Here is a 25,559-nt window from a genome sequence, read left to right on the forward strand (position 1 = left end):
GTCGAACCTCCACAAAGGATGGACGGACGGGGACCTCGGAAAGGTACGTCGGCCGACCCGGCACGCGACGGACAAACTGTCCCGACAGGTTCGGCCGGGCACGACCCGCATCCGGGCGGCGTACGCGGATCAGCGCAGCGCGACGGCTTGGAGGCTGACGTTGCCGCACTGCCCGAGGGACTCCTCCACGGTCCAGCTCAGCAGCAGCTTCGCACCGCGCGGCGCGCGGAACCGGACGGTGAAGTCGGTGGTCAGCGCGGTGTGCGGGTCCTCCATCCGGAGCGTGCTGACCGGCCCGCCAGCGATCCGCACGTCGAGCCGGCCGCGGGCCATCCAGAGCCCGGCGTAGAGGTGCACGGTGCGCGACTGCCCGTCGGCGGTCACCGCGAGACGGAACCCGCTGCCCCGGTCGCAGGTGTAGACGCCGGACATGGTGCCGCTGGCCGAGGCCACCGGCACGCCGTCCCGCCAGGCGTACGCCTCCGGGTTGTTGCTGAAGCTCTCCCGCCGGCCCCGGCCGCCCTCGTCCCGGATCGCGCCCGAGCCACCCCGCTTGCGGACCGTCCGGTCGCCACCGAGCAGCCCCCAGTGGACCCAGTCGACGGTGCCCACGGCGGTGAGGTCGACCGAGGCGGGCACCTCGGCCCGGCTGACCGTGACCGTCGGTGGCGCCATCGTGGACGGTGAAGGGCTCGGGGACGGTGAGGGGCTCGGGGACGGCGGGCGCTGCCGGGGGCGCAGGCCGGGCGTGGCGACCGCGCCGTCGGCTTCGCCCGGCAGCCCGACCCGGCCGGTCGGCGCCACCGGCAGGGCCGCGCTCTCCTCGCGCGGCGCGTCGTGCCGCTCGGTGCCGAGGTAGGCCACCAGCGCCGCCAGGCAGAGGAACGCGGCCAGGCCCTCCAACGCCATCCGCCGCCGGCGCCGCAGCCGACGCAGCGCGGACCGGGTACGCGGGTGGCCCTCCCGATGCGAGCCGGGGCCGGTTCGCGAACGGTCCTCCTCGCCCACCACACCTCCGCTTCGTCTCACGCGGCGCCGCCGGAAGCGGCCGGAGCGTGACGGGCTTCACGGTGTCACCGCCCGGCCGTTTGCGCCATATGTGAGCCGACGGGCGTTTCCCGTTCGTTACCAAGAGGTAGCAGAACGGACCCGTCGCCGTCCAGCCGAGCGGCGGGTCAGCTTACCGTGATCGCTTCCAGCGACACCCCGTCGTTCTGTCCGCCGGTCACGGCGAGCGCCCGCCAGGTGATCAGCAGCCGCTGGCCGCGAGGCGCCCGGAAGTGGACGACGTACTGGTAGAAGCGGTCGCCCTGGGCCATGGCCACCTCCCGGACCGCCGGATCACCACCCCCGGAGAGCGAGACGTCGAGCCGGGCCCCGGCCGAGAACACGCCGACGAACAGGCGGACGGTCAGCAGGTCCCCGCTGCCGGCCACACCGAGCCTGAAGGATTTGCCGGCACCGCGCTGGAAGACGCCCGTCCGGGTGCCCTCCTGCCGCGCCGTCGGGGTGCCGTCCGTCCAGCTCAGGCCGGACACCCCGGCGTTGTGCTCCAGCCGGTCGCCGCCCGGGTCCTCGATCTCGCCGGTGCCGCGCTGCTTGCGCTGGACGCTGTCCGCGCCCGCGCCGCCCCAGTGCCGCCAGTCGCGCGTGCCGAGCAGGGTGAGCGACACCGCCGGCGGCACCGGCTCCTGATCCACCCCGAGCAGCGGGTCGCCGGGCAGCGCCGGGTCGCCGGTCACCGGCACGACCGTCGGGGGCGCCGCCGTCGGCGCCGGTGCCGGTGTCGTCGGCCCGGCGGCCGGCACGGCCCGGCCACGCTCGGGCGGCGTCGGTGACCGGACGGAGTACGCCAGCGCCACCACCGACGCGGTCAACGCGGCGGTGGCCAGCACGGCTCGGCGACGCCGGCGGCGGGCCCGGGCAGCAGCGACCCGGGTGGCCCCGGCCTCGCTCGCGGGCCGCGCCACATCCGGGCGGAGAGCGTGCCGGATCCGGGCCGACACGCCCCGAACCGACACCGGTCCCCGCCGGACCGACGCCCCGCGCAGCCGAGCCGGCGCCCCTTCCCGTGGGACCAGCTCCCCGCGCGGCCGAGCCGACGACCCTTCCCGTGAGACCGACTCCCCGCGCAGCCGAGCCGACGACCCTTCCCGCGGGACCGACTCCCCGCGCAGCCGAGCCGACGCCCCGCGGAGCCGGATCGCGAGCGGGCCGGCCAGGCCGGTGAGCCGGGTGCGGAGGCTCTCCGGCGCGGTGTGCCGGCCGGCCAGCGCCGGCGTCCCGTCCCCGAACGGGTCCCCGTCCACCGCCCGCAGGGCGGCCCGCGCCCGCGAGGCCGCACGGTCCGGCCGAGCCGGCGACAGAGCCGGCACCGGACCGGCCGGCCTTGGCCCAACCGGCCCGAGCCCGCCCGCTCCGGACGCCGGTCCAACCACCCCAAGCCCGTCCTGTCCCGCCCCCGGTCCACCCGGACCGAGCCCGACCGACCCCGGCCCGCCTTGTCCCGACCCACCCGGGCCGAGCCCGACCGACCCCGGCCCGCCTTGTCCCGACCCACCCGGGCCGAGCCCGACCGACCCTGGCCCCGGCCCCGGCCCAATCGAGCCGAGCCCAGCCGGCTGGGGCCCGCTCGGCCAGTGCCCAGCCGGGGCATGCCCGACGAGCGGGGCCCGCCCAGGAGCGGGTCCACCGGACGCGGGGCCGAGCAACGCGGGCCCGGTCCACGCCGGCGCCGGTGCTGGGGCTGGAACCGGTGCTGGCGCTGAGGCTGGCGCTGGCGCTGGGGCTGGGGCTGGGGCTGCATCGTCGATCGGGGAGACGGCCGGAACGGCTGGTTCCTCCGCGCCGTCGTCCGGCTGGCCAGCGAGACGACGCGGAGCGGCCGACGGTGGCGGCGTGGCGACGGGCTCGACCGGCACGGCGGGCAGCCAACGTCCGACCCGCATTCCGGACTGCGTGAGTTCCTCCTCAGCCACCGCCCCTCCCTCGGCCGCCGGAGTCGGCGACCGTCACCGCGGCTCGCCGCAGGGCAGGATGACACATGCTTCGATCTTCGAGAAGCAGTCGACACGAATCATCTTCGTCGCCTCCACCTCGGGCGTGTCGGCCGGGAGAAAGGATTCGGTGAGAAGCGATATACCCGTGGGTCATAAATATGACACAGCGGCATATCGCTGCAGAGGAGTCATCCTCGACGGGGTGTAACGCACCGTGACGGCCGCGGCCCGGACCTTCAGCGGGCCGAGTCGAGCGCGTGACGCCGGCCGACAGCGCGACGCACGGCCCCGCACGGCGGGACGGCACGGCGCGACGGCACGGCGGACGGCGGGACGGCACGGCGGACGGCGGGACGGCAGGACGGCACGGCGCGACGGCACGACGGCACGACGGCACGGCGCGACGGCACGACGGCACGACGGCGGGACGGCACGGCGCGACGGCACGACGGCACGACGGCGGGACGGCACGGCGGGACGGCACGACGGCGGGACGGGACAGGACGGGGCGGGGCGGGGCGGGCGACGACGGAGGCGGGAGGAGTGACCGGGTCAGCCGACCTGGAAGCCGAGCGCCTGGGCCAGTGTCACGGCCTGCGCCACGTCGACCCGCGCCCCGGCCCGTTCCACCGCGGTCGGGTCGAGCGCGGACAGGTCGCTGCCGCGCAGGTCGGCGCGGGTCAGCTTGGCGGCGTGCAACTGGGCTCCGGACAGGTCGACGCCGGTGAGCACCGCGCCGGTCAGATCGGCGCCGGTCAGGTCGGCCTCGCGCATGCGTACGTCGGTGATCCGGGCGCCGCGCAGGTCGGCGCCGGGCAGCGCGACGAACGACCAGTCGCCGCGGTCGACCCGCAGCGGGCGCAGGTCGCACCGGTCGAAGCTGCTGCCGACCAGCTTGCAGCCGGCGAACTCCGCCTCGAACAGGTTGCAGCGGGTGAACGTGCAGCGGGTGAACGCCGAGTCGACGTGCCGGGAGGCGTTGAACGCCACGGTGCCGAAGACGCACTCCGTGAACACCGCGCCCCGGCTGACCGCCTCGGTGAGGTCGACGTCGAAGAACTCGCAGCGCACGAAGTGCCGGTCGACCAGCTCTTCCGCGTACCAGTCCTGCTGGCGGTAGGTGACGTCCTCGACGGGCTCCGGCATGCCGCCGACACTAGTGTGGCCGGCCGACACTTCCGGCTCGCCGTACCGGCGGGTAGGTTCGCGGGGATGAGCGTCGCAGTCAGCACCGATCCCGGCCGTGTCGGCTTCGATCCCGCCCGACTGGCGCGGATCGACGAGCATTTCGCCCGCTACGTCGACGACGGCCGGCTCGCCGGCTGGCAGGTCGTCGTCACCCGCCGGGGCGAGATCGCCCACTCGTCGACGTACGGGCTGCGCGACCGGGAGGCCGGCACGCCGGTCGAGGCCGACACGCTCTGGCGCATCTACTCGATGACCAAGCCGATCACCTCGGTCGCCGCGATGATGCTCTGGGAGCAGGGCCGGTTCGAGCTGACCGACCCGGTCAGCCGCTGGCTGCCGGAGTTCGCCGACGTCCGGGTCTACGACCGGGGGTCGGTGCTCAAGCCGTACACCGTGCCGGCCACCGAGCCGATCCGGATCTGGCACCTGCTCACCCACACCGCCGGCCTGACGTACGGCTTCGCCCAGGTCTCGGTGGTCGACGGCCTCTACCGGGCGGCCGGCTTCGACCTGGGCGTGCCGGCCGGCGCGGACCTGGCCACGGCCTCGGCCGGCCTGGCCACGCTGCCGCTGCTGTTCCAGCCCGGGACGAGCTGGAACTACGGCGTCTCCACCGACGTGCTGGGCCGCCTGGTCGAGGTGGTCTCCGGGCAGTCCTTGGACGCGTTCTTCGCCGAGCGGATCCTGCGCCCGCTCGGGATGACCGACACCCGGTGGTGGGTGGACGCGACGGACGCCAAGCGGCTCGCCGCGCTCTACGCCCCGCACCCGGCCACCGGTCAGGCGGTACGCGCCGACGGCATCGGCCGGGCCGCGCTGGCGGCGCCGGGCTGGCACTCCGGCGGCGGCGGGCTGGTCTCCACCGCCGCCGACTACCACCGCTTCACCCAGTTCCTGCTGCGCGGCGGCGAGTTGGACGGGACGCGCCTGCTCGGCCCCCGCACGGTCCGCTTCATGACCCGTAACCACCTGCCCGGCGGCCGGGACCTCGCCTCGTTCTCCCCGGAGGGGTTCTCCGAGACGGTGCTGCACGGGATCGGCTTCGGGCTGGGCTTCGCCGTGGTGCTCGACCCGGTGCCGGCGCGGGTGCCCAGCAGCGTCGGCGAGTTCTACTGGGGCGGCATGGCCAGCACGGCGTTCTGGGTGGACCCGGTGGAGGAGGTCACCGCGCTGCTGTTCACGCAGCTCATGCCGTCGAGCACGTACCCGCTGCGCAGCCAGCTGCGTCAGCTCGTCTACTCCGCGCTGGTCGACTGACCGGTTCCGGCGGAACGGCACCCGCCGGGCGACCGGCTGCCTAGCCTGTGAGGCATGAGCGACATCGTCGTGTTCGGCGCCGGTGGGACGGCGGGCTCCCGGATCGCCGCCGAGGCGGCCGAGCGGGGGCACCGGGTCACCGCCGCGGTACGCCGGCCGGAGGCGGTCGGCTACCTGCCCCCGGGCGTACGCACGGTGACCGGCGACGCCACCTCGGCGCGCAGCGTACGCGAGCTGGCCGAGGACGCGGACGTGCTGGTGGTGGCCATCGGCGGTGGCGAGCGTGACCTCTGGCGGGACGCCGCGCGGACGCTCGTGGACACGCTGCGGGCAATGCCCGACCCGCCGCGGGTGATCCACGTCGGCGGCGGCGCGACGCTGCTCACCCCGAGCGGCACCCGGTTCCTGGACGAGCCGGACTTCCCCGCCGAGTACCGCGACTCGGCGCAGGGTCAGGCGGACGCGCTGGCGTTCTACCGTTCCTCGGCCGACGGGGTGACCTGGACGTACGTCTCCCCGCCGCCGTTGGAGTTCCACCCCGGCGAGCGGACCGGGCACTACCGCACCGGCACGGACCACCCGGTGACCGACGCGCAGGGCCGCTCGGTGCTCACCTACGAGGATCTCGCGGTCGCGATCGTCGACGAGATCGAGAACCCGAGGTTCGGCAACGCGCGGTTCACCGCCGCGTACTGATCAGTCGGCGAGCCGGGCCGGGAACCCGCCGGTGGCGATCGGGCCCCAGGACTCGATCGTGACGCGGATCAGCGACTTGCCCTGCGCGACCATGGCCGCCCGGTACTCGCCCCAGTCCGGGTGCTCGCCGGAGATGCTGCGGAAGTAGTCCACCAGCGGCTCCAGCGCCTCGGGCAGGTCGAGCACCTCGGCCACGCCGTCGACCTGCACCCACGGGCCGTTCCAGTCGTCGGAGAGCACGCAGGCGGAGACACGCGGGTCGCGGCGGATGTTCGTCACCTTGGCCCGCTCCGGATAGGTGGAGATGACCAGCCGGCCCTCGGCGTCGACGCCGCAGGAGACCGGGGAGGACTGCGGGCGGCCGTCGGCCCGGGTGGTCATCAGCACGACGCGGTGCCGGGGGCGGAGGAACTCGGTCAGGGCGTCCCGGTCGACCCGGGTGTTGCGCGCGATGCTGCGTGGCATGCCTCGGTTCTACCAGGCCGGCGGCCGGATCTCAGCGCGGGCGGCCGACGGCCCGACGCGGGGCGACCTGCTCGGGCACGCGCGGGCGCGCGGTGGGCCGCCAGGCGCGGCCGTTGGCGTAGATCACCCGGAAACCGAGGTACGCGGCGAGCGGCGCCCAGTGCGCCGAGCCCATCCGCAGCTCGGCGGCGTTGTGCCGCTGGCCGTTGGCCAGCACGTCGAGCAGCACGGTCTCGAACGCGGCCGACTCGACCCAGTCCACGTCGCGGGTGAAGCCGCAGATCAGCGCCGCGCCGGTGACCTCGAGGAAGCCGCGCAGCGTGGCGTCGGAGGCACGCAGCACCGAGCAACTGCCGAAGTAGAGGCGACGCCCGTCGGCGCGGCCGGCCATCCGCTCCGCCACGTCGGACAGCTCGACCGAGTCCCAGTCGGTGAGGCAGAGCCGGCTCGGCTCGCCGTGCATGGCGAAGAACCCGACGCGGTGGTCCGCGTACTGCTTGAGCAGCCAGCGGTCGAGGAAGTAGAACAGCTCGTCCCGGGTGGCGGCGTCCTTGTGGATGTAGCGGATCCGGTTCAGTCGTTCGAGCAGTTCGAGCGTGGGCAGGACGGACCCGCGCTCGTTGAGGTCGCGGTGCCACTGCCCCTCGACGCAGAACACGCCGCCACGCGCCATCGCCCACCTCCCCTGCCCGCGAGGCTCGCCCGGGGGTCGATCCGGGCCCGGGAGCAGACGTTACCGCCCCCCTCCGACCATGACCGAATGTGAGAACAATTTCCGCTAATCACCACGAAGACCCCCGCCGAATGTCACGGTGAGAAGGACGGGACGCGGTGGTCGATGTGCCGTCCCGACCCCATTTCCACTCTGATCGGGAGGACTCCTGTGCGCGTCAACACCCTGAAGCGGGCGGCCGTCGCGTTCGCGCTGGCCCTGCCCGGGGCCGCGGTCGCGACGGTCGTCGCCGCCCCGGCGGCCCACGCGGACGGCTGCTACACCTGGCCCCGCACCCTGTCCCAGGGGCGCTCCGGCGAGGACGTCCGGCAGCTCCAGATCCGGGTGGCCGGCTGGGCCGGGTACGCCGGCATCGTCCGGGTCGACGGCCGGTACGGCCCGGAGACGACCGCCGCGGTCAAGCGTTTCCAGTCCGCGTACGGACTGCGGGCCGACGGCGTCGCCGGGTCGCGGACCTTCGCCAAGATCTACGACCTCCAGGACAACGACTGCACCCCGAAGCACTTCAGTTACGCCGAGCTGGACAACGGCTGCGGCAAGGGCGGGTGGGGCGGGGGTCCGCTCTCCTCGTCCGCCACCCGGGAGAACGCGGTACGCACCATGTGGAAGCTGGAGGCGCTGCGGCGCAGCCTCGGCGACAAGCCGCTCTACGTCACCAGCGGATTCCGCAGCATCGCCTGCAACCGGCAGGTCGGCGGCGCCGCCGACAGCCAGCACCTGTACGGCAACGCGGCCGACCTGACCTCGCGGGACCGGACCCTCTGCGAGATCGCCCGGTCAGCCCGGGACCAGGGCTTCAGCGGCATCTACGGCCCCGGCTACCCGGATCACGACGACCACACGCACGTGGACTCGCGCCGGGAGAACACCCGGGACAAGTCGGCGAACACCACCGACTGGTCGGCCCCGAACTGTGGAATCAACTGATCCGGACGCACGACGGCCCGACGCGGGGGGTGGGGGCGCCCCGCGTCGGGCCGCCGGCCGATGGGCCCGCGCGGAGGCCGGGGGTGCTCCGCGCCGGGCCGCCCCCGGATGACCGGACGCGGCCGACGGCGTGCCGGCCGCGATCCGTACCCGGGTCAGCTCGCCCGGGGCCAGCGGGGCCGGGCCGCGGGAGCCGGCCGCGCGGCGGCGGGCCGCAGGCCGGGCCGCACCGGCGGTGCGACAACCCGCGGGACCGGGCCACGCGCCTGGCCGGCGACCGGCCTGGCGGCCGGCGCCGCGCCCGGCCGGGCCGCCTGACCCGCGCCCGGCCGGGCAGTCTGCGCCGCGCCCGAACGGGCCGCCTGGACGGCCGGTCGGGCCGCCGACGGGCCGGTCAGCACGAACGGGAAGGGCACGTGCACGAACGGGTTGCCGTGCCGGATCAGCGCGTCGATCTGGCGCTCGTTGAGGCCGTGTGCCACCAGCACCCGGCGCCCCCAACGGTGCAACCGGCAGGGAAACGCCGCCCCGTCGTTGCGGCACTTCGGCCCCGCGGGCCACTCCTCGGCGGCGTGCACCACCACCGCCCGGACCGCGATGCGGACGTCCTCGGGTGTCAACGGCGCCGGCATCGGCACCTCGCCCAGGACCTTGTCGATGGGATCCGTCGACTGCTCACCAACACGCACGGCAGGCCTCCCGCAGCTCGGCAGCGGTGCGGCGGACCGGCCGCACCACATCCTCGCCCACTGGTACGGCCGGACACCGGCGACAGTTCAATCCCACCGGCCGGGCCTGCCCGACACCACGTCAGACCAGGTCGGCGTCCTGGACCAGCAGCGCCACCTGCACCCGGTTGTTCAGGTCGAGCTTGGTGAGCAGCCGCGACACGTACGCCTTCACGGTCGCCACGCTCATGAACAGCTCGGCGGAGATCTCCGCGTTGGTCCGGCCCCGGCCGAGCAGCAGCGCGACCTCCCGCTCCCGCTCGGACAGCCCACCGAGCAGCCGTACCGCCCGCTCGCGGCGGGGATCCCGGGCGGGCGCCGGCGCGGCGGCGGTCACGTGCGCGATCAACCGGCGGGTCACCGCCGGGGACAGCGTCGCCTCCCCCGCCGCGACCCGGCGTACCGCCGCCACGATCTCGGCCGGCGGGGTGTCCTTCAGCAGGAAGCCGCTCGCCCCGGCCCGCAACGCGCGCAGCACCTGGTCGTCGGCGTCGAACGTGGTCAGCACCAGCACCTCGGGCGGTTCCGCCGTCGCCCGCAGCGCCTCGGTGGCGGCCAGCCCGTCCACCCGGGGCATCCGGATGTCCATCAGCACCACGTCCGGGGCGTACGCGGCGACGGCGGCCGGCACCTCGACGCCGTCGGTCGCCTCGCCCACCACCGCCAGGTCGGGTACGCCGCCGAGGATCATCGACAGCGCGCCCCGGACCAGCGGGTCGTCGTCGACGATCAGCACCCGCACCGGCCCGCTCACCGAACTGCCACCGTTCGCGACTGCGGGGCTCGCAAACCCGGCTCACTCCGCACGCTCACGAGGCGCCCCAGGGCAGCCAGGCGGCCAGCCGGAAGTCACCGTCGGCGTCCCGCCCGTGGTCGACGCGTCCACCGGCCAGCGTGACGCGCTCGGCGACGCCCACCAGGCCGGTGCCGGTGCCGGGGATCGCGGCGGCCGGCCCGCCCACCGGCCAGGGGTTGCGGATGTCCACCGCCAGCCCCTCGCCGGGGCCGCCGGCCAGCCGGACGGTCACCACCGCCCCGGGCGCGTGCTTGCGCGCGTTGGTGAGCCCCTCCTGCACGATCCGGTACACGCTGCGCCCGATCGCCGCCGGCACCCCGGCCGGCTCGGTCACCTCGTCCACCACGCTGACGCGTACCCCGGCGTCCCGGCTCTCGGCCACCAGCGCCGGCACGTCGCCGAGCGTCGGCTGCGGCCGTTCCGGGGTGGCCTCGGAGCCGGTCTCGGCCCGCAGCACGCCGATCACCTCGCGCAGGTCCTGCAACGCGGCGTGCGCGCTGGCCCGGATCACCCCGGCGGCCCGGGCGACCTCCTCCGGGGGCGCGTCCGGACGGAACTCCAACGCCCCGGCGTGCAGGCTGAGCAGCGAGATCCGGTGGGCGAGCACGTCGTGCATCTCCCGGGCGATCCGGCCGCGTTCGAGGTTCCGGGCCTGGTCCAGCCGGAGCTGCTGCTCGGCCTCGACCCGTTCGGCCCGGTCGCGCAGCGACAGCACCAGTTGACGGCGGGCCCGGACGAACATCGCCCAGGCCACCACGATGCCGACGAAGAGCACCGTCAGGGCCAGGGTGGCCCAGAGCGGCAGGGCCGGGTCCGGGCGGATCGCGGTGTAGGGCAACGCGGTGACCACGTGCCAGCCGACCAGCGTCAGCCCCACCGGCAGCGGCCGATGCACCAGCACCGTGAAGAGCACGACGAGCAGCGCGACGCCAGCGGTGACCGAGAACAGCGCCAGCGGCGCGGTGGCCACCGCCAGCCCCACCGGCCAGCGGCGGCGCAGCCAGAGCGCGCCGGCGGCGAGCAGACCGACGAACAGGTCGATCTCGGCGAGCCAGCTCGGGCCGGCGTTGAGCGCGAACTCCGGTCGCCCGCTCATTGCGTCGTCGTGCGCGAGGAGCACCCAGCCCAGCGCGATCAGGAACAGCAGGCTGTCGACGAACCAGTCCCGCGGGGTCCGGCGGGCGGCCCGCGTGGGCACCAGGGAGCCCGGCAGGAGCCAGGGGTGATCGGGGACGACGGCGCTGCTCACCCGCCCCATGCTAGGGAGCCGTCCGGACCGGCTGCCAGCTACCAAAGTCGACGCCTGCGGTGAACCTCGGTCGGTGCCGGCGACGACCGTTGGCCGCAGCGGAGCACCGGGTGGCCCCGGCAGGCTTCCCGGCATGATCGAAGTCGACCATCTGACCAAGCGGTACGGCTCGCACCCGGCCGTCGAGGACGTGACGTTCCGGTGCGAACCAGGCACGGTGACCGGATTCCTCGGCCCGAACGGTGCCGGCAAGTCCACCACGATGCGCATGATCTGCGGGATGACACCGCCCAGCTCCGGCGGGGCCACGGTCGCCGGCCGGCCCTACCGGGCGCTGCCCAACCCGGGCCGGGAGATCGGCGTCCTGCTCGACGCCTCGGCCCAGCACGCCGGGCGCACCGGGCGGGAGACACTCACCCTGGCCGCCCGCACGATGGGCGTGGAGCGGGGGCAGGTGGCCGCGAAGCTGGACCTGGTCGGGCTGAACGACACCGCCGCACGGCGCCGGGTCGGCGCGTACTCCCTGGGTATGCGGCAGCGGCTCGGCCTGGCGCTGGCGCTGCTGGGCGACCCCCGGGTGTTGATCCTCGACGAGCCGGCCAACGGTCTCGACCCGGAGGGCATCTACTGGATGCGCGGCCTGCTGCGCGACTACGCCGACCGGGGCGGCACCGTGCTGCTCTCCTCGCACCTGCTGCGCGAGGTGGAGGCGGTGGCCGACCGGCTGGTGGTGATCGGCGGCGGCCGGGTGGTCGCCCAGGGCGGCAAGGACGAGCTGCTGGCCGGCGCCGGCACGCTGGTCCGCGCCCGCGACCAGCATGCCCTTCGCCTCACCCTGGACCGCGCCGCGCTGCCGGCCACCGTCGGCACCGACGGCGGCTTCGTGGTGCGGGCCGAGCCGGAGGCCGTCGGTCAGGCCGCAGCCGATGCCGGACTGGTCCTCACCGAACTGCGTCCGGCCGGCAGCGGCGGCCTGGAGCAGCTCTTCCTCACCCTCACCGCCGGCGCGTCGACCAGGGAGGCCGTCCGATGACCACCGCCACCACGCCCGTTCCCACCGCCGCCCCGACGCGGCACGAGCCGGCCGCCGGCCCCTCGCTGGCCCGGCTGACCGGGGTGGAGCTGCGCAAGCTCGCCGACACCCGGGCCGGCCGCTGGCTGCTGATCAGCATCGGGCTGATCGCGGTCGCCATCGTGGTGGTGCAGCTCTTCGTCACCGACGGCCCGGAGCAGACGTTCACCGCGTTCTTCGCGCCGTCGCTGCTGCCGGTCGGGCTGCTGCTGCCGGTGCTGGGCATCCTCTCCATCACCGGCGAGTGGTCGCAGCGCACCGCGTTGACCACGTTCGCGCTGGTGCCCCGCCGGGAGCGGGTGATCGTCGCCAAGTTGGCCGCGGTGGTGCTGGCCGCTCTCGCCTCGGTGCTGGTCAGCCTCGCCGTCGCCGCCGCCGGCACGCTCGCCGCCAAGGCCACCGGCGGGGCGGGCGCGTGGACGTTCGACTGGGAGCTGCTGCCGTACGCGGCGGTGTTCCAGGTGGCGAACGTGCTGATGGGCGCCGGGTTCGGCCTGCTGCTGCTGAACACGCCGCTGGCCATCGTCACCTACCTGCTGCTGCCGACCGTCTGGAGCGTGCTGTCGGCGATGATCAGGGCGCTGCGGGAGCCGGCCGGCTGGCTGGACACCTCGGTCACCATGGCGCCGCTGCTCAGCCCGGACGTGACCGCCGGGCAGTGGGGTCGGCTCGGTGTCTCGCTGGCCGTCTGGATGGTCGTGCCGCTGGTCGCCGGCCTGATCCGCACGATGCGGCGGGAGGTCTCCTGACCGTGGCCTACCGGCAACCCGGAGTCGTCGTCCCACCCCCGCCACCCACCCCGCGCTGATTCACGGAAAGAGTGGCTAAGGGAGGCGGAACAGCCACTCTTTCCGTGAATCAGGGGGCGGGAGGAGGGCTCTACACTCGGGCGATGGGAGGTTCTGCGTGCTGGCGGCTCGCGTCGGTTCTGGCGGTGGTCCTGCTGGTGGGCGGTTGCGGCGGCGGGGAGACGAAACAGGTCGCCCTTCCCCCGCCGGCGAGTCCCACGCCGAGCCCGGTGGCGTCGCTGACGGTCAAGGAGGCGAAGGGGCGCTACCTGGCCGCGGTGGCGGCGTACGACATCGCCCGGGACGAGCTGGCCGAGGCCGAGAAGGCGGGCCGGCCGTGGCGGACGGTGCGGGAACGGGCCGGGGCGGTCGTGGACGCCAACCTCGCCTGCGCCGGTGAGCTGCGCGCGGTCCGCTGGCCGGCCGCCGTGCAGGCGCCGATGACGGCGCTGCTCACCGAACACGAGGTGGCGCTGCGGCAGTGGCGGCTCGCGGCCGGGGCCACCGGCGCCGCCGAGCTGCGCCGGGCGACCCGGGCCGCCGCCGCGCACGACGGCGTCCGGCAGGCGGCCCGGGTACGCGCCGCGCTGGGCCTGCCGCCACTGCGCGCCACCTGACCGCCACGGGCTGCGATCTTCGGCGCGAGGACTTACCGTCGTGCCGTGGCGTGACCGCGGCGTGCCGCGGCGTGACCACGACTCGGGAGCGTGGCGGCGCGGCGGGAGGGGTCACCATGACGGTTGGACGGGGCATCTTCCGGCGTAAGCCGGTCGAGCAGATCGCCGACGAGACCGCGGAGGGGCTCTCCCGGGAGCTGGGCCTGTGGCAGCTCACCGCGATCGGGGTCGGCGGCATCATCGGCGCCGGCATCTTCGCGCTCGCCGGCGCGGTGGCCAACGAGACCGCCGGTCCGGCCGTGCTGGTGTCGTTTCTGATCGCGGGCCTGGCCAGCGCCGCCGCCGCGCTGTCGTACGCGGAGTTCGCCGGCATGATCCCGAAGGCCGGCTCGGCCTACACCTACGGCTACGCGGTGCTGGGCGAGGCGGTCGGCTGGTTCATCGGCTGGGACCTGCTGCTGGAGTACACCGCCATCGTGGCGGTGGTGGCGATCGGCATCTCCGGCTACTTCAGCTTCCTGGTCACCCAGTTGGGCGCCGACCTGCCGGCCTGGATGCTGGGCGCGCCGGGCACCGGCGACGGCCACCGGGTGGACCTGTTCGCAGCGGTGCTCTGCCTGCTCATCGCGTACCTGCTCAACCGGGGCATCAAGGCCGCGGCGCGGTTCGAGACGTTCGTGGTCGGGTTGAAGGTCGCCGTGGTGCTGCTGGTGATCGTGGTCGGCTTCTTCCACGTGAAGACCGGCAACTACTCGCCGTTCTTCCCGTTCGGCGTGGGCGGCGCGGTCACCGGGGCGGCCACCGTGTTCTTCGCGGTCTTCGGGTACGACGCGATGAGCACCGCCGCCGAGGAGTCGCGGGACGCCCGCCGACACATGCCGAAGGCGATCATCTGGTCGCTGCTCATCTCCATGGTGCTCTACGTGTTGGCCACGCTGGTGCTCACCGGCATGCAGAACTACCGGGAGATCGATCCGGAGAGCGGCTTCTCGTCCGCCTTCGAGTCGGTCGGGCTCTCCGGCCTGGCCAGCGTGATCGCGGTCGGGGCGATCATCGGCATCCTCACGGTGATGTTCACGTTCATGCTCGGCGTGACCCGGGTGTGGTTCTCGATGAGCCGGGACGGGCTGCTGCCGGCCTGGTTCGCCAAGGTGCACCCGGTGCGCCGGGTGCCCAGCCGGGTCACCTGGATCGTCGGCGTCGCCTCGGCGCTGATCGCCGGCTTCCTGCCGATCCGGCAGGCCGCCGAGCTGACCAACATCGGCATCCTGCTGGCGTTCGTGGTGGTCTGCGTGGCGGTGATCGTGCTCCGCTACCGCCGCCCGGACGCGCCGCGGGCGTTCCGGCTGCCCGGCATGCCGGTGGTGCCGGCGATCGGCGTGGTGTTCTCGATCTGGCTGATCACGTTCCTCGACCCGGTGACCTGGCTGCGTTTCGGCGTCTGGTTCCTGCTCGGCGCCGTCGTCTACGCGCTGTACGGCTACCGCCGCTCGGCGCTGGCCGGCCGCGACGACGACCCGGCCGACGCGCCGCCCCGCTGACCCGCCGCCCCACCGCCCCGCTGACCCGCTGACCCGCTGACCCGCTGACCCGCTGACCCGCTGACCCGCCCCGACACGAATGCCCCGGCCCGGCCCGGCCGAGCGGGACACCCCGATGTGACGTGCACTGTTGATCGTGCGTTTTCGGTATCAGAGCGAACCGTTCGGGCATGTTCTGCGTACACACCGGTGGGTCGTACGCGCGTCATTCGGAGGCACAGTGTCAGTGGTTCGGACCGATCCATTCGCGGGGACGATCCTCCAGTTCGGTGCGCTGGCGGGCATCGCCGGCACCGTCGGCCTGGGCCGGGCCGGCTGGCTGGCCGGTCTCGTCTACGGGGTGGTGCTGCTCACCGCGCTCGGGCACGGGCTGCGCCGCGCGGGCGCGCGCCGGCTCGGGCCGGCCGACTGGGTCACGCTGACCCGGGCGACGCTGGCCGGTGGCGTGACCGCGCTGGTGGTGGACTCGTTCAGCCGGCCCACCCCGGTGGCGGCGCTGGTCGGGCTCACCACCGTGGCGCTCGCGCTCGACTGGGTGGACGGGCAGGTGGCCCGGCGCACCGGCACGGTGAGCGCGCTCGGGGCCCGGTTCGACATGGAGGTCGACTCCTTCCTCGTCCTGGTGCTCTGCCTCCACGTCGCCGACCAGGTGGGTCCGTGGGTGCTGGTGATCGGCGCGATGCGGTACGCCTTCGTCGCAGCCGGTTGGCTGCTGTCCTGGCTGAACGGTCCGTTGCCGCCGCGCTACTGGCGCAAGACGGTCGCCGCGGTCCAGGGCATCGCGCTGGCCGTGGTGGCGGCGGAGGTGCTGCCGACGGCGCTGGCCGTCGCGGTGCTCGTCGGCGCGCTGGCGCTGCTCGTCGAGTCGTTCGGCCGGGACGTGCGCTGGCGGTGGCGGCACCGCACACCGGCCGTCCGCACCCGGCCGGCCCGTCCGGCGGCGGTGCGTGCCCCCGTGCCGGCGGCTCGCCGGGCCGGCTGGGAGCCCGCCGCTCCGGTGCTCGTCGGACGCGCCGAGGTCGGCGGTCGGCGGCCGTGACCCACGACGACCCGAACCCGATCGCCGGGCACGATCCGACCGCGACGGACGGTCTCCGGCGGGTTTCCACCGATGCCGCCGGGCCGGAGCCGGCCGGGAACGCCGGTACCCGGTCGGACGCCGCCCCGACCGCTGACCCGATGCCGGAACGGGCCGGGCGACGACGCCGGTTCCGGTCCGGGGCGGTCACCGTGCTGGCCGCCGCGTTGGCGCTGGTCGCGCTGCTCCTGCCGACCGACGTCAACGACCTCACCCCGGCCGCGTTCCTCCGCATCCCGGTGGAGGGGCTGATCGCGGTCGCCCTGCTGCTGGCGCTGCCGCCGAGACCCCGCCGGATCGTGGCCACGGTGCTCGGCGCGCTGCTCGGCCTGGTGCTCGTCCTGAAGATCGCCGATCTCGGCTTCTCCAGCGTGCTGGACCGCCGCTTCGACCTGATCGCGGACTGGGCGTTCCTCGCCGCCGGCGCGGAGTTCCTCGCCGAGTCGTACGGGCGGGCCGCCCAGGTGGGGGCCGTCATCGCCGCGGTGGCCGCGGTCGTCGCCGTACCGGTGCTGGTGACGTTGTCGGTGCGGCGACTGGCCCGGCTGGTCGCCGGCCACCGGGGGGTGAGCGCCCGGGTCGCCACCGCGTTCGGCGCGGCCTGGGTCGCCTGCGCGGTGCTCGGCGCGCAGCTCGTCCCCGGGCTGCCGATCGCCGCCGGCACGGTCGCGGCCGGCGTGTACGACCGCACCCGGCAGGTCAACGCCGGGCTGCACGACCAGGAGCGGCTGCGCACCCAGCTCGCCGGCGACCCGTTCCGGGACACCCCCGGCGACCAGTTGCTGACCGGGCTGCGCGGCAAGGACGTCCTGGTCACGTTCGTGGAGAGCTACGGCCGGGTGGCGGTGGAGGACCCGGAGCTGGCCCCGGAGGTGGACGCCGTCCTCGACGAGGGGACGCGCCGGCTGGCCGCGGCCGGCTACGGCAGCCGCACCGCGTTCCTCACCTCGTCCACCACCGGCGGCGGGAGCTGGCTGGCGCACGCCACGCTGATGTCCGGCATCCGGGCCGACAACCAGCTCCGCTACACGAACCTGGTACGCAGCGACCGCCTGACGCTCAACGGCGCGTTCAACCGCGCCGGCTGGCGGACGTCGCTCGTCATGCCGGCCCTCACCCGGGCCTGGCCGGAGGCCGACTTCTTCGCCCCGGACAAGGTCTACGGCGCCGGTGACCTCGGCTACCGGGGGCCGACGTTCAGTTTCTCCTCGCCGCCGGACCAGTTCACCCTGGAGGCTTTCCAACGCGCCGAGCGGGCCCCCGGGCACGCCCCGGTGATGGCCGAGATCCCGCTGCTCTCCAGCCATCTCCCGTGGTCGCCGGTGCCGCCCCTGGTCGACTGGGACGACCTGGGCGACGGATCGGTCTTCGCCGGCACCAACCGCGCCGACCGGGCGGACGAGGGCACCCGGAAGGCGTACCGGAACTCGATCGTCTACTCGCTGCGCACCCTGGTCTCCTACGTGGAACGCTACGGCGACGACAACCTCGTGCTGGTCTTCCTCGGCGACCACCAGCCGGCCCGGGCGGTCACCGGCGAGGAGGCCGGCAGGGACGTGCCGATCACCATCGTGGCCAGGGACCCGGCGGTGCTCGACCGGGTCGCCGGGTGGGGCTGGCAGGCCGGCCTCAACCCGGCCCCGAACGCCCCCGTCTGGCCGATGGAGGAGTTCCGCGACCGGTTCCTGCGGGCGTTCGGCCCGCAGTCCAGGACTCACAGTTAGGAACGGCGTGACGATGCTCGCACGGACCTGGGGGATCACCCGGTCCCTGGCCATCTACCACGGACAGCCGGCCAAGCACCGCCGGGCCCGCCGGCTCTACGGCCAGTTCCTCGGCCCCGGCGACCTCGGCTTCGACATCGGCGCCCACGTCGGTGGCCGGGTCCGCACCTGGCGTCGGCTGGGCGCGCGGGTGGTCGCGGTCGAGCCGCAGCCGGACTGCCTGCGGGTGCTGCGCCTGGCGTTCGGGCGCGACGACGGCGTGGCCATCGAACCCAACGCGGTCGGCGCCCGCGCCGGCCGGGCGCGGTTGGAGTTGTCCTCCGCGACGCCGACGGTGTCCACCATGTCGTCGTCCTGGATCGACTCGGTGACGGCGGACCCGAGCTTCGCCGGGGTGCGGTGGGACCGCTCGATCGAGGTGCCGGTGGTGACGCTCGACGACCTGGTCGCCAAGCACGGCGTACCGGCGTTCTGCAAGGTCGACGTGGAGGGCTTCGAGGGTGACGTGCTGGCCGGGCTGAGCCGGCCGGTGCGCGCGCTCTCCTTCGAATACCTCCCACCGGCGCACGACGCCGCGCTCGCGGTGCTCGACCAGGTGGAGCGGCTGGGCGCGTCGGCGGGCGGCTACCGCTACAACTACTCCCCGGTGGAGACGATGCGCTTCGCCGCCGACGAGTGGCTCGACGCGGCCGGCCTGGTGCGGCTGTTGGAGACGTACCGGCCGGCGGGTCGCTCCGGCGACGTCTACGCCCGGTTGGCGTCCGCCTGACCTAGGCTGCGGTCATGACCCGCTACGCCGCCCTGCTGCGGGGCGTCAACGTCGGCGCCACCCGGCTCGCGATGGCGGACCTGCGTCGCGTCGTCGCCGACCTCGGTCACACCGACGTCAGGACGTACCTCCAGAGCGGCAACGTGGTGTTCACCGCGCCTCCCACCCGCGACGAGGTGCTCGCCGAGGGCATCGCCGGGCGGCTCGCCGACGAGGTGGGCCTGCGGGTGCCGGTGCTGGTCCGCGACGGCGACGAGTTGGCCGCGCTGGTCGGCGCGAGCCCGTACGCCGGGCGTGCGGACGACCCGACCCGAGTGCTCGTGGTGTTCCTGTCCGCCGCGCCGGACCCGGCCCGGGTCCGCGAGCTGGCCGTGCCGGCCGGCGAGGAGATGGCGTACGCGGTGGTCGGCCGGGAGCTGCACCTGCACTACCCGGCCGGCAACTACGGGCGGACGAAGTTCACCACCGCGTACCTGGAGAAGACGTTGGGCGTGGTGGCGACCGCGCGCAACTGGAAGTCGGTGCTGGCGCTGCGCGACCTGACCGCCGGTTGAGCGCGACCGGTCAGAACCGGTACGCGGTGTGCGTAGTCGGCCACGGAGGCGAAGGCGGTCGTCGCCGTCGGCCCGCCCTGGCCGGTGCTGTTCGAGGCCGACCGGGACGGAAAGTTGTCGCCGTGATCTCCCGGAGTTCACCCGACACCGAATAGCATCGCTGGGCATGAATATGAAGAGCGTCACCCGCTCGCGACCCGGGCGGCTGATCGCGGCGGTCGTGCTGACCGTCACCGTCGCGACCCCCCTGACGGTGACCGGCGCGGCCTCGGCGGCCACCACGCTGACCGTGGCGCAGGCGCTGGCCGCCCAGGACGGCCGCGCCGCCACCGTCACCGGCTACGTCATCGGCCAGCCGACCGCGACGAACACGGTGATCACGTCCGGCTTCACCGGGGACACCGCGATCGCGATCGCCGACCAGGCCACCGAGACCGGCACCGGCCGGATGCTGTACGTGCAGGTCACCGCCGCCTGGCGGACCACCTTCGGGCTGCTCGCCAACCCGTCCCTGCGGGGCCGGCAGGTGACCGCGACCGGCACCCTGACCGCGTACTTCAGCCACGGCGGCCTGAAGAACCCGACCGCGATGAGCCTCGGCGGCGGGACCACCCCGAGCCCGAACCCGACCCCGACGCCGAGCCCGACCGGCACCGCCTCGCCCACCGACTACTACGCCGCCGCGACCGGCAAGACCGGGCCGGCGCTGCGCACCGCCCTGCACACCATCATCAGGACCCAGACCAAGCTCACGTACGACCAGGTGTGGGACGCGCTCAAGGACACCGACCAGGACCCGGCGAACCCGGCCAACGTCATCCTGCTCTACAGCGGGCGCTCGCAGAGCAAGACCAGCAACGGTGGCGGTGTCGACGACTGGAACCGCGAGCACGTCTGGGCCAAGTCGCACGGCGACTTCGGCACCGCCACCGGCCCCGGCACCGACGTGCACCACCTGCGACCGGAGGACGTGTCGGTCAACTCGCTGCGCGGCAACAAGGACTTCGACGCCGGCGGCAGCGCGGTGGCCGAGGCGCCCGGCTGCTACACCGACGCCGACTCGTTCGAGCCGCGCAACGCGGTGAAGGGCGACGTCGCCCGGATGATCCTCTACATGGCGATCCGGTACGAGGGCGACGATGGCTGGCCGGACCTGGAGCCGAACGACTCGGTGGCCAACGGGACCACGCCCCGGCTCGGCCGGCTGTCGAAGCTGCTCGCCTGGAACGAGCAGGACCCGCCGGACGCGTTCGAGCAGCGCCGCAACCAACGCATCTACGAGCGCTGGCAGGGCAACCGCAATCCGTTCGTCGACCACCCCGAGTGGGCGCGGTCCATCTGGGGCTGATCGCTTGTCCCAGATCACCCGCCGCCGGCCGTGAGGACGCCCGCCGAGCGGGTAGGAACCCCGGGTGGCACGGCCCGGGAGCCGCGTGGAAGCGCTTCCGGGCATCCCGGACGATCGGAGATGAGACACGACATGGCCGCCCACAGCGTTCCGGACATCTCGCTCAACGACGGCAACTCCATCCCGCAGCTCGGCTTCGGGGTGTACCAGATCGACCCCGGGGAGACCGCCCGAGCGGTCGGCGCGGCGTTGGAGATCGGCTACCGGCACATCGACACCGCCCAGATGTACGGCAACGAGGCCGAGGTCGGGCAGGCGGTGCGCGCCTCCGGCCTGGACCGCGGCGACGTCTTCGTCACCAGCAAGCTGAACAACGGCTTCCACCGCCCGGACGACGCCCGCAAGGCGTTCGAGCGGTCGCTGCGGGAGATGAAGTTCGACTACCTCGACCTGTTCCTGATCCACTGGCCGCTGCCCACGCTCTACGACGGCGACTTCGTCTCCACCTGGAAGGTGCTGGAGGAGTTCCAACGTGACGGCCGGGTGCGGTCGATCGGCGTGTCCAACTTCCAGGTGGCGCACCTGGAGCGGCTGGCCGCCGAGGCGGACGTGGTGCCGGCGGTGAACCAGGTCGAGGCGCACCCGTACTTCGGCAACGAGGAGGTGCGGTCGTACGACCGGGCGCACCAGATCGGCACCGAGGCGTGGTCGCCGATCGCGCAGGGCAAGGTGCTCGACGACCCGACCGTGGTCGACGTCGCCGAGCAGGTCGGGCGGACCCCGGCCCAGGTGGTGCTGCGCTGGCACGTGCAGCGCGGCGACATCGTCTTCCCGAAGTCGACCACGCCGAAGCGGATCGAGGAGAACTTCGGCATCTTCGACTTCACGCTCGACGACGCCACCATGGACCGGCTCGGCAGCCTGGACCAGGGCGAGGCCGGCCGGCAGGGCCCCAACCCGGACACGTTCGACTACGTACCGGACTGAACCGGCCGGAGGAGGGGCCCGACGCGGCCCCTCCTCCGCCCGCGCGGCGGGCCGGCCGGCTCCCCGACGGGCTCGCCGGCCGGCCCCTGGCCGGGGTTTGACTTCGCGCGTACTCGAAGGGGCAGGGTGGCGGAAACGCTCCGACGGGGAGGACCCAGACATGCGTCTCCGCACCATCGGCACCGATCCGGCCACCCGCCGCGAGGTCAGCGTGCTCAGCCTCGGCGCGATGCTGTTCGGCACCGCCACCGACGAGGCCACCTCATACGCCATCCTCGACCGGTACGTCGAGGCCGGGGGCACGTTCGTCGACACCTCGAACAACTACGCCTTCTGGCAGAACGGCGGCCAGGGCGGCGAGAGCGAGACGCTCCTCGGCCGCTGGCGGCGCAGCCGCGGGATCGGCGCCGAGATCGTGTTCGCCACCAAGCTCGGCGCCCGCCCGCTCGCGCCCGGCACCAGCTACCGGGACAACCCGGAGGGACTGTCCGCCAAGGTGATCCGCGAGTCCGCCGAACGCAGCCGGGAACGGCTCGGCGTCGACCGGATCGACCTGCTCTACGCCCACATCGAGGACCGGACCGTTCCGCTGCGCGAGACGGTGGAGGGCTTCGCGGAACTGGTCGCCGAGGGCACCGTCGGGCTGCTGGGCGCGAGCAACCACCGCGCCTGGCGGGTCGAGCGGGCCCGAGCCCTCGCGGCGGCGGCCGGGCTGCCCGGCTACGACGTGCTCCAGTACCACCGCAGCTATCTGCCGCCCCGGGCGGACCTGCCGAGCGAACTGGACCCGGACGGCCAGATCGGCTGGGCCGGCCCCGACCTGGTCAGCTACCTGCGGGCCGAGCCGCGGCTCACCCTGGTCGCGTACTCCCCGCTGCTCAAGGGCGCGTACGCGAAGCCGGAGCGGCTCGGCGAGGCGTACGCGCTGCCCGGCATGCCGGCCCGGCTGGCGGCGCTGCGCGCGGTGGCCGCCGAGACCGGCGCCACCGTCAACCAGGTCGTGCTGGCCTGGCTGATGGGCGGCGACGTGCCGGCGATCCCGCTCGTCGGTTTCTCCTCGGTGGCCCAGTTGGAGGAGGCCCTGGCCGCGGTGGACCTGGAGCTGACCGCCGAGCAGCGCACGCGACTGGACGCGGCGCACTGACCGGCCGGCCCGGTCAGCGCGTCAGGTCGATGCGCCAGTCGTTCGAGCGCATCAGGTACCCCGGCGGGTATTCGAACTCGGTCGGGCCGAGCAGCGTGAACCCGGCCTTGCGGCACACCGCGTTCGACGCCGGGTTGTCCACCGACGGGTACGCGTGCGCGAAGCGCCGGTCGCCCACCGCCGCGGCGGCCGTCACCACCGCACGCACCGCCGCCGTCGCCAGCCCCCGCCCCTGGTGGGCCGGGAGCACCGCCCAACCCATCTCGTACACCGGCTCGTCGCGCCAGTCACGCGGCCAGAAGCCGACGCTGCCCACCTTCGTCCCGTCCGGCGTGACCACCGCGAACATGGTCCCGCTGCGCGGGCCCGGCCCGCGCACGTAGCGCTCGTGGCGGGCGCGCACCTGCTCGTCGGTCTCCGGGCCGCCGGTGTGCGCCCGCACCTCGGGGCTGTTCAGCGCCCGCAGCAACGCCAGGTCGTCGGTGCTCCAGCGGAGCATACGTACCTCGGTCATCCACCGATTCGACCAGACACCCCCGACGAGACGGCCCGCCAGATCGGATCTGGCGGGCCGTCTGGCGCCTACCGGTCGAGGACGGAAGGACGGGCAGGAGGCGTTCGTCGTGGTCACGCCGAAGTGCAACCGCTGCCTGCCGACCTCGTTGAAACAGGCGATCGACGTCGCGTACGACGAGTGGCAGTCGGCCGGCAGGCGGGGTCGGGCAGGACGTCCGGGTGCTCCTCGACGAGCCGTGCGGGGGGCGTCCGGCGTGCGCGCGGGTGGGACGATCCGCCCGTACGCCTGTGGGGAGCATCCATCGAGAGAGGTAATGATCATGAGTCACCGGAACACCGGGCTGGCCGTCGAGGCCGACGGCCTGACCCGGTCGTTCGGCTCGACCCGGGCGCTCGACGGCCTGGACCTGCGGGTCCCCGCCGGCGCCGTCTACGGGATGCTCGGGCCCAACGGCGCCGGCAAGACCACCGCCGTACGCGTGCTGGCGACGCTGCTGCGTCCGGACGGCGGCACGGCCCGGGTCTTCGGCCACGACGTGGTCACCGAGGCCGACGCGGTCCGCGCCCGGATGAGCCTGACCGGCCAGTACGCCTCGCTCGACGAGGACCTCACCGGCGCGGAGAACCTGGTCCTGCTGGGCCGGCTGCTCGGGCTGGGCCGCCCGGCGGCGCGGGAGCGGGCCGAGGCGCTGCTCGCCGCGTTCGGGCTGACCGAGGCCGCCGGCCGGCAGGTGAAGAAGTACTCCGGCGGGATGCGGCGGCGCATCGACATCGCGGCGAGCATCCTGAACACGCCGGACCTGTTGTTCCTGGACGAGCCGACCACCGGGCTGGACCCGCGCAGCCGCAACCAGGTGTGGGAGATCGTCCGGGCGGTGGTGGCGCACGGCACCACGGTGCTGCTGACCACGCAGTACCTGGACGAGGCGGACCAGCTCGCCGGCCGGATCGCGGTGGTCGACCACGGCCGGGTGATCGCGGAAGGCACCCCGGGCGAGCTGAAGTCATCGGTCGGGTCGGGCACCGTCCACGTGCGACTGCGTGACGCCGGGCAGCGGCCCCGGGCCGAGCAGGTGCTGCGGACGACGTTGAACGTGCCGGTGCAGCTCGCCGCCGACCCGGTGGCGTTGACCGCCCGGGTCGGTGAGGATGGCACCGACCTGGAGGCCGGTGCGCAGGCCGCCCGGGCGCTCGGCGAGCTGGCCCGGGCCGGCATCGTGGTGGACGACTTCTCCCTCGGCCAGCCCAGCCTGGACGAGGTGTTCCTGGCCCTGACCGACCACCCGGCCGTCGCGGCGGACGACCGGGACGACGAACTGGAGGCGGCCCGATGAGCGACACCGCGACCACCACCGGGCGGGCCCCGTCCGTCTACGTGCCCTCCACCGAGGCGTTGGCCACCGTGCTCGCCCCCGGGGAGCGGCCGGCGCCACCGGGGCCGCTGTCGGCGTCGCTGACGTTCGGCTGGCGGGCCGTGCTGAAGATCAAGCACGTGCCGGAGCAGTTGTTCGACGTGACCGCGTTCCCGATCATCATGGTGCTGATGTTCACGTACCTGTTCGGCGGCGCGCTCGCCGACAGCCCGCGCGCGTACCTCCAGTTCTTCCTGCCCGGCATCATGGTCACCAGCGTCGTGATGATCACGATGTACACCGGGGTCGGGTTGAACAACGACATCGAGAAGGGCGTCTTCGACCGGATCCGGACGCTGCCGGTGTGGCGGCCGGCGGCGCTGGTCGGCATGATCTTCGGCGACGTGCTGCGGTACGTCCTGGCCGCGGTGGTCATCCTCGCCGTGGGGCTGGTGCTCGGTTTCCGTCCCGCCGGCGGGCTGCCCGGCGTCCTGGCCGGCATCGGCCTGCTGGTGGTCTTCTCGTTCGCGTTCTCCTGGGTGTGGACGTTCTTCGGCCTGGTGCTGCGCAGCGAGAAGTCGGTGATGGGCGTCAGCATGATGGTGCTGTTCCCGCTGACGTTCCTGAGCAACGTGTTCGTCGAGCCGGCCACCATGCCGGGCTGGTTGCAGGCGTTCGTCAAGGTCAACCCGGTGACCCACCTGGTCGCCTCGGTGCGGGCCGCGATGGCCGGCGCCACGGACGCCACGAACACCATGTGGCTGCTGCTGTGGAGCGTCGGGTTCGTGGTGGTGTTCGGCACGCTGACCATGCGCCGCTACAACCGCCGCTGATCCTGCCCATTGATCCATACCAGCTCGCCGAGGCGGCGGGGTCCGACGCACCTCGACCCCACCACCTCGGCGAAGTGGTGTCGATCAAGGCCGCCCCGAGCCACGCGCCTCAACGCTGCCGTCAACTTCATGATCACGGCGTCGGAGGCGGGGCGCCGCCCGCCCTCCCCCGTCGATCTTGGACTTGTGGCACCAGGA

General features: G+C 74.0%; 25 protein-coding genes. 16 read left to right on the plus strand and 9 right to left on the minus strand.

Annotated elements, in window-relative coordinates:
* Nucleotides 1-129 precede the first annotated feature (129 nt).
* The 3 genes from ACIA6B_RS23630 to ACIA6B_RS23640 all read right to left on the minus strand — a co-directional run bounded on the left by ACIA6B_RS23630 (nt 130) and on the right by ACIA6B_RS23640 (nt 4,145).
* On the minus strand, nt 130-1,008 hold the full coding sequence (locus tag ACIA6B_RS23630; protein ID WP_396776360.1) for a hypothetical protein: 879 nt from the start codon (nt 1,006-1,008) through the stop codon (nt 130-132).
* 167 nt (nt 1,009-1,175) lie between these two features.
* Complete coding sequence (locus tag ACIA6B_RS23635) at nt 1,176-2,309, minus strand: hypothetical protein (RefSeq protein WP_396776362.1); 1,134 nt, start codon at nt 2,307-2,309, stop codon at nt 1,176-1,178.
* Between the two features lie 1,242 nt (nt 2,310-3,551).
* On the minus strand, nt 3,552-4,145 hold the full coding sequence (locus ACIA6B_RS23640) for a pentapeptide repeat-containing protein (protein WP_396776364.1): 594 nt from the start codon (nt 4,143-4,145) through the stop codon (nt 3,552-3,554).
* A gap of 66 nt (nt 4,146-4,211) precedes the next feature.
* On the opposite strand from ACIA6B_RS23640, the gene ACIA6B_RS23645 reads away from it, so the two are divergent.
* Together ACIA6B_RS23645 and ACIA6B_RS23650 are read left to right on the plus strand one after the other, a co-directional pair.
* A complete protein-coding gene (locus ACIA6B_RS23645; protein WP_396776366.1) occupies nt 4,212-5,444 on the plus strand; it encodes a serine hydrolase domain-containing protein in 1,233 nt (410 codons plus the stop codon).
* 54 nt (nt 5,445-5,498) lie between these two features.
* Complete coding sequence (locus ACIA6B_RS23650) at nt 5,499-6,140, plus strand: NAD(P)-dependent oxidoreductase (RefSeq protein ID WP_107162365.1); 642 nt, start codon at nt 5,499-5,501, stop codon at nt 6,138-6,140.
* Here the strand turns inward: ACIA6B_RS23650 and ACIA6B_RS23655 are convergent, their stop codons facing one another.
* Both ACIA6B_RS23655 and ACIA6B_RS23660 read right to left on the minus strand, forming a co-directional pair.
* On the minus strand, nt 6,141-6,605 hold the full coding sequence (locus ACIA6B_RS23655; RefSeq protein ID WP_396776368.1) for a PPOX class F420-dependent oxidoreductase: 465 nt from the start codon (nt 6,603-6,605) through the stop codon (nt 6,141-6,143).
* 31 nt (nt 6,606-6,636) lie between these two features.
* Entirely contained in the window at nt 6,637-7,278 is a 642-nt protein-coding gene (locus ACIA6B_RS23660; protein ID WP_396776370.1) for a DUF6642 family protein, read from the minus strand.
* A gap of 210 nt (nt 7,279-7,488) precedes the next feature.
* On the opposite strand from ACIA6B_RS23660, the gene ACIA6B_RS23665 reads away from it, so the two are divergent.
* Entirely contained in the window at nt 7,489-8,265 is a 777-nt protein-coding gene (locus ACIA6B_RS23665) for a D-Ala-D-Ala carboxypeptidase family metallohydrolase (RefSeq protein ID WP_396776372.1), read from the plus strand.
* 155 nt (nt 8,266-8,420) lie between these two features.
* On the opposite strand, the gene ACIA6B_RS23670 is transcribed toward ACIA6B_RS23665, so the two are convergent.
* The 3 genes from ACIA6B_RS23670 to ACIA6B_RS23680 all read right to left on the minus strand — a co-directional run bounded on the left by ACIA6B_RS23670 (nt 8,421) and on the right by ACIA6B_RS23680 (nt 11,038).
* Nucleotides 8,421-8,954 carry a hypothetical protein gene (locus ACIA6B_RS23670; protein ID WP_396776374.1) on the minus strand — a complete coding sequence of 178 codons (534 nt, stop codon included), beginning with the start codon at nt 8,952-8,954 and terminating at the stop codon, nt 8,421-8,423.
* A gap of 121 nt (nt 8,955-9,075) precedes the next feature.
* Nucleotides 9,076-9,747 (minus strand): response regulator, encoded by a 672-nt coding sequence (locus ACIA6B_RS23675; RefSeq protein ID WP_396776376.1) that lies wholly within the window; start codon nt 9,745-9,747, stop codon nt 9,076-9,078.
* 55 nt (nt 9,748-9,802) lie between these two features.
* Nucleotides 9,803-11,038, minus strand: a complete 1,236-nt coding sequence (locus ACIA6B_RS23680) for a sensor histidine kinase (RefSeq protein ID WP_396776378.1) — start codon at nt 11,036-11,038, stop codon at nt 9,803-9,805.
* Nucleotides 11,039-11,171: 133 nt separating this feature from the next.
* Between ACIA6B_RS23680 and ACIA6B_RS23685 the strand changes: the two genes are divergently transcribed.
* The 11 genes from ACIA6B_RS23685 (at nt 11,172) to ACIA6B_RS23735 (ending at nt 22,660) form a co-directional block, all read left to right on the plus strand.
* On the plus strand, nt 11,172-12,071 hold the full coding sequence (locus ACIA6B_RS23685; RefSeq protein WP_396776380.1) for an ABC transporter ATP-binding protein: 900 nt from the start codon (nt 11,172-11,174) through the stop codon (nt 12,069-12,071).
* Nucleotides 12,068-12,859, plus strand: coding sequence for an ABC transporter permease (locus ACIA6B_RS23690; protein WP_396776382.1), 792 nt, complete (start codon nt 12,068-12,070; stop codon nt 12,857-12,859). Before ACIA6B_RS23685 ends, ACIA6B_RS23690 begins: the two co-directional genes overlap by 4 nt.
* 143 nt (nt 12,860-13,002) lie before the next feature.
* Nucleotides 13,003-13,515, plus strand: a complete 513-nt coding sequence (locus ACIA6B_RS23695; RefSeq protein ID WP_396776384.1) for a hypothetical protein — start codon at nt 13,003-13,005, stop codon at nt 13,513-13,515.
* A gap of 116 nt (nt 13,516-13,631) precedes the next feature.
* Entirely contained in the window at nt 13,632-15,056 is a 1,425-nt protein-coding gene (locus ACIA6B_RS23700) for an amino acid permease (RefSeq protein WP_396776386.1), read from the plus strand.
* 220 nt (nt 15,057-15,276) lie between these two features.
* Nucleotides 15,277-16,095 (plus strand): CDP-alcohol phosphatidyltransferase family protein, encoded by an 819-nt coding sequence (locus ACIA6B_RS23705; protein WP_396776388.1) that lies wholly within the window; start codon nt 15,277-15,279, stop codon nt 16,093-16,095.
* The gene (locus tag ACIA6B_RS23710) at nt 16,092-17,858 is read left to right on the plus strand and encodes a sulfatase (protein WP_396776390.1); all 1,767 of its coding nucleotides are present in this window, start codon (nt 16,092-16,094) and stop codon (nt 17,856-17,858) included. Before ACIA6B_RS23705 ends, ACIA6B_RS23710 begins: the two co-directional genes overlap by 4 nt.
* A gap of 13 nt (nt 17,859-17,871) precedes the next feature.
* Nucleotides 17,872-18,627, plus strand: a complete 756-nt coding sequence (locus tag ACIA6B_RS23715; protein ID WP_396776603.1) for an FkbM family methyltransferase — start codon at nt 17,872-17,874, stop codon at nt 18,625-18,627.
* A 14-nt stretch (nt 18,628-18,641) separates the two neighbouring features.
* Entirely contained in the window at nt 18,642-19,181 is a 540-nt protein-coding gene (locus tag ACIA6B_RS23720; protein ID WP_396776392.1) for a DUF1697 domain-containing protein, read from the plus strand.
* 166 nt (nt 19,182-19,347) lie between these two features.
* Nucleotides 19,348-20,529 (plus strand): endonuclease, encoded by a 1,182-nt coding sequence (locus ACIA6B_RS23725; protein ID WP_396776393.1) that lies wholly within the window; start codon nt 19,348-19,350, stop codon nt 20,527-20,529.
* Nucleotides 20,530-20,661: 132 nt separating this feature from the next.
* Nucleotides 20,662-21,516, plus strand: coding sequence for an aldo/keto reductase (locus ACIA6B_RS23730; protein ID WP_396776605.1), 855 nt, complete (start codon nt 20,662-20,664; stop codon nt 21,514-21,516).
* Between the two features lie 160 nt (nt 21,517-21,676).
* Nucleotides 21,677-22,660, plus strand: coding sequence for an aldo/keto reductase (locus tag ACIA6B_RS23735; protein ID WP_396776395.1), 984 nt, complete (start codon nt 21,677-21,679; stop codon nt 22,658-22,660).
* Between the two features lie 13 nt (nt 22,661-22,673).
* On the opposite strand, the gene ACIA6B_RS23740 is transcribed toward ACIA6B_RS23735, so the two are convergent.
* Complete coding sequence (locus ACIA6B_RS23740) at nt 22,674-23,174, minus strand: GNAT family N-acetyltransferase (RefSeq protein WP_396776397.1); 501 nt, start codon at nt 23,172-23,174, stop codon at nt 22,674-22,676.
* Between the two features lie 322 nt (nt 23,175-23,496).
* Between ACIA6B_RS23740 and ACIA6B_RS23745 the strand changes: the two genes are divergently transcribed.
* Both ACIA6B_RS23745 and ACIA6B_RS23750 read left to right on the plus strand, forming a co-directional pair.
* Nucleotides 23,497-24,510 carry an ATP-binding cassette domain-containing protein gene (locus tag ACIA6B_RS23745; RefSeq protein ID WP_396776399.1) on the plus strand — a complete coding sequence of 338 codons (1,014 nt, stop codon included), beginning with the start codon at nt 23,497-23,499 and terminating at the stop codon, nt 24,508-24,510.
* Nucleotides 24,507-25,361, plus strand: a complete 855-nt coding sequence (locus ACIA6B_RS23750; RefSeq protein WP_396776401.1) for an ABC transporter permease — start codon at nt 24,507-24,509, stop codon at nt 25,359-25,361. Before ACIA6B_RS23745 ends, ACIA6B_RS23750 begins: the two co-directional genes overlap by 4 nt.
* Nucleotides 25,362-25,559 lie beyond the last annotated feature (198 nt).

Source organism: Micromonospora sp. NPDC051141, assembly GCF_044455765.1.
GTDB lineage: Bacteria > Actinomycetota > Actinomycetes > Mycobacteriales > Micromonosporaceae > Micromonospora.

Bases quoted from the DNA above. Each gene is read 5' to 3' on its own strand.
- ACIA6B_RS23640 (WP_396776364.1), bottom strand. From the start codon at position 4,145: ATGCCGGAGCCCGTCGAGGACGTCACCTACCGCCAGCAGGACTGGTAC.
- ACIA6B_RS23645 (WP_396776366.1), top strand. From the start codon at position 4,212: ATGAGCGTCGCAGTCAGCACCGATCCCGGCCGTGTCGGCTTCGATCCC.
- ACIA6B_RS23650 (WP_107162365.1), top strand. From the start codon at position 5,499: ATGAGCGACATCGTCGTGTTCGGCGCCGGTGGGACGGCGGGCTCCCGG.
- ACIA6B_RS23655 (WP_396776368.1), bottom strand. From the start codon at position 6,605: ATGCCACGCAGCATCGCGCGCAACACCCGGGTCGACCGGGACGCCCTG.
- ACIA6B_RS23660 (WP_396776370.1), bottom strand. From the start codon at position 7,278: ATGGCGCGTGGCGGCGTGTTCTGCGTCGAGGGGCAGTGGCACCGCGAC.
- ACIA6B_RS23685 (WP_396776380.1), top strand. From the start codon at position 11,172: ATGATCGAAGTCGACCATCTGACCAAGCGGTACGGCTCGCACCCGGCC.
- ACIA6B_RS23690 (WP_396776382.1), top strand. From the start codon at position 12,068: ATGACCACCGCCACCACGCCCGTTCCCACCGCCGCCCCGACGCGGCAC.
- ACIA6B_RS23695 (WP_396776384.1), top strand. From the start codon at position 13,003: ATGGGAGGTTCTGCGTGCTGGCGGCTCGCGTCGGTTCTGGCGGTGGTC.
- ACIA6B_RS23700 (WP_396776386.1), top strand. From the start codon at position 13,632: ATGACGGTTGGACGGGGCATCTTCCGGCGTAAGCCGGTCGAGCAGATC.
- ACIA6B_RS23715 (WP_396776603.1), top strand. From the start codon at position 17,872: ATGCTCGCACGGACCTGGGGGATCACCCGGTCCCTGGCCATCTACCAC.
- ACIA6B_RS23720 (WP_396776392.1), top strand. From the start codon at position 18,642: ATGACCCGCTACGCCGCCCTGCTGCGGGGCGTCAACGTCGGCGCCACC.
- ACIA6B_RS23725 (WP_396776393.1), top strand. From the start codon at position 19,348: ATGAATATGAAGAGCGTCACCCGCTCGCGACCCGGGCGGCTGATCGCG.
- ACIA6B_RS23730 (WP_396776605.1), top strand. From the start codon at position 20,662: ATGGCCGCCCACAGCGTTCCGGACATCTCGCTCAACGACGGCAACTCC.
- ACIA6B_RS23735 (WP_396776395.1), top strand. From the start codon at position 21,677: ATGCGTCTCCGCACCATCGGCACCGATCCGGCCACCCGCCGCGAGGTC.
- ACIA6B_RS23740 (WP_396776397.1), bottom strand. From the start codon at position 23,174: ATGACCGAGGTACGTATGCTCCGCTGGAGCACCGACGACCTGGCGTTG.
- ACIA6B_RS23745 (WP_396776399.1), top strand. From the start codon at position 23,497: ATGAGTCACCGGAACACCGGGCTGGCCGTCGAGGCCGACGGCCTGACC.
- ACIA6B_RS23750 (WP_396776401.1), top strand. From the start codon at position 24,507: ATGAGCGACACCGCGACCACCACCGGGCGGGCCCCGTCCGTCTACGTG.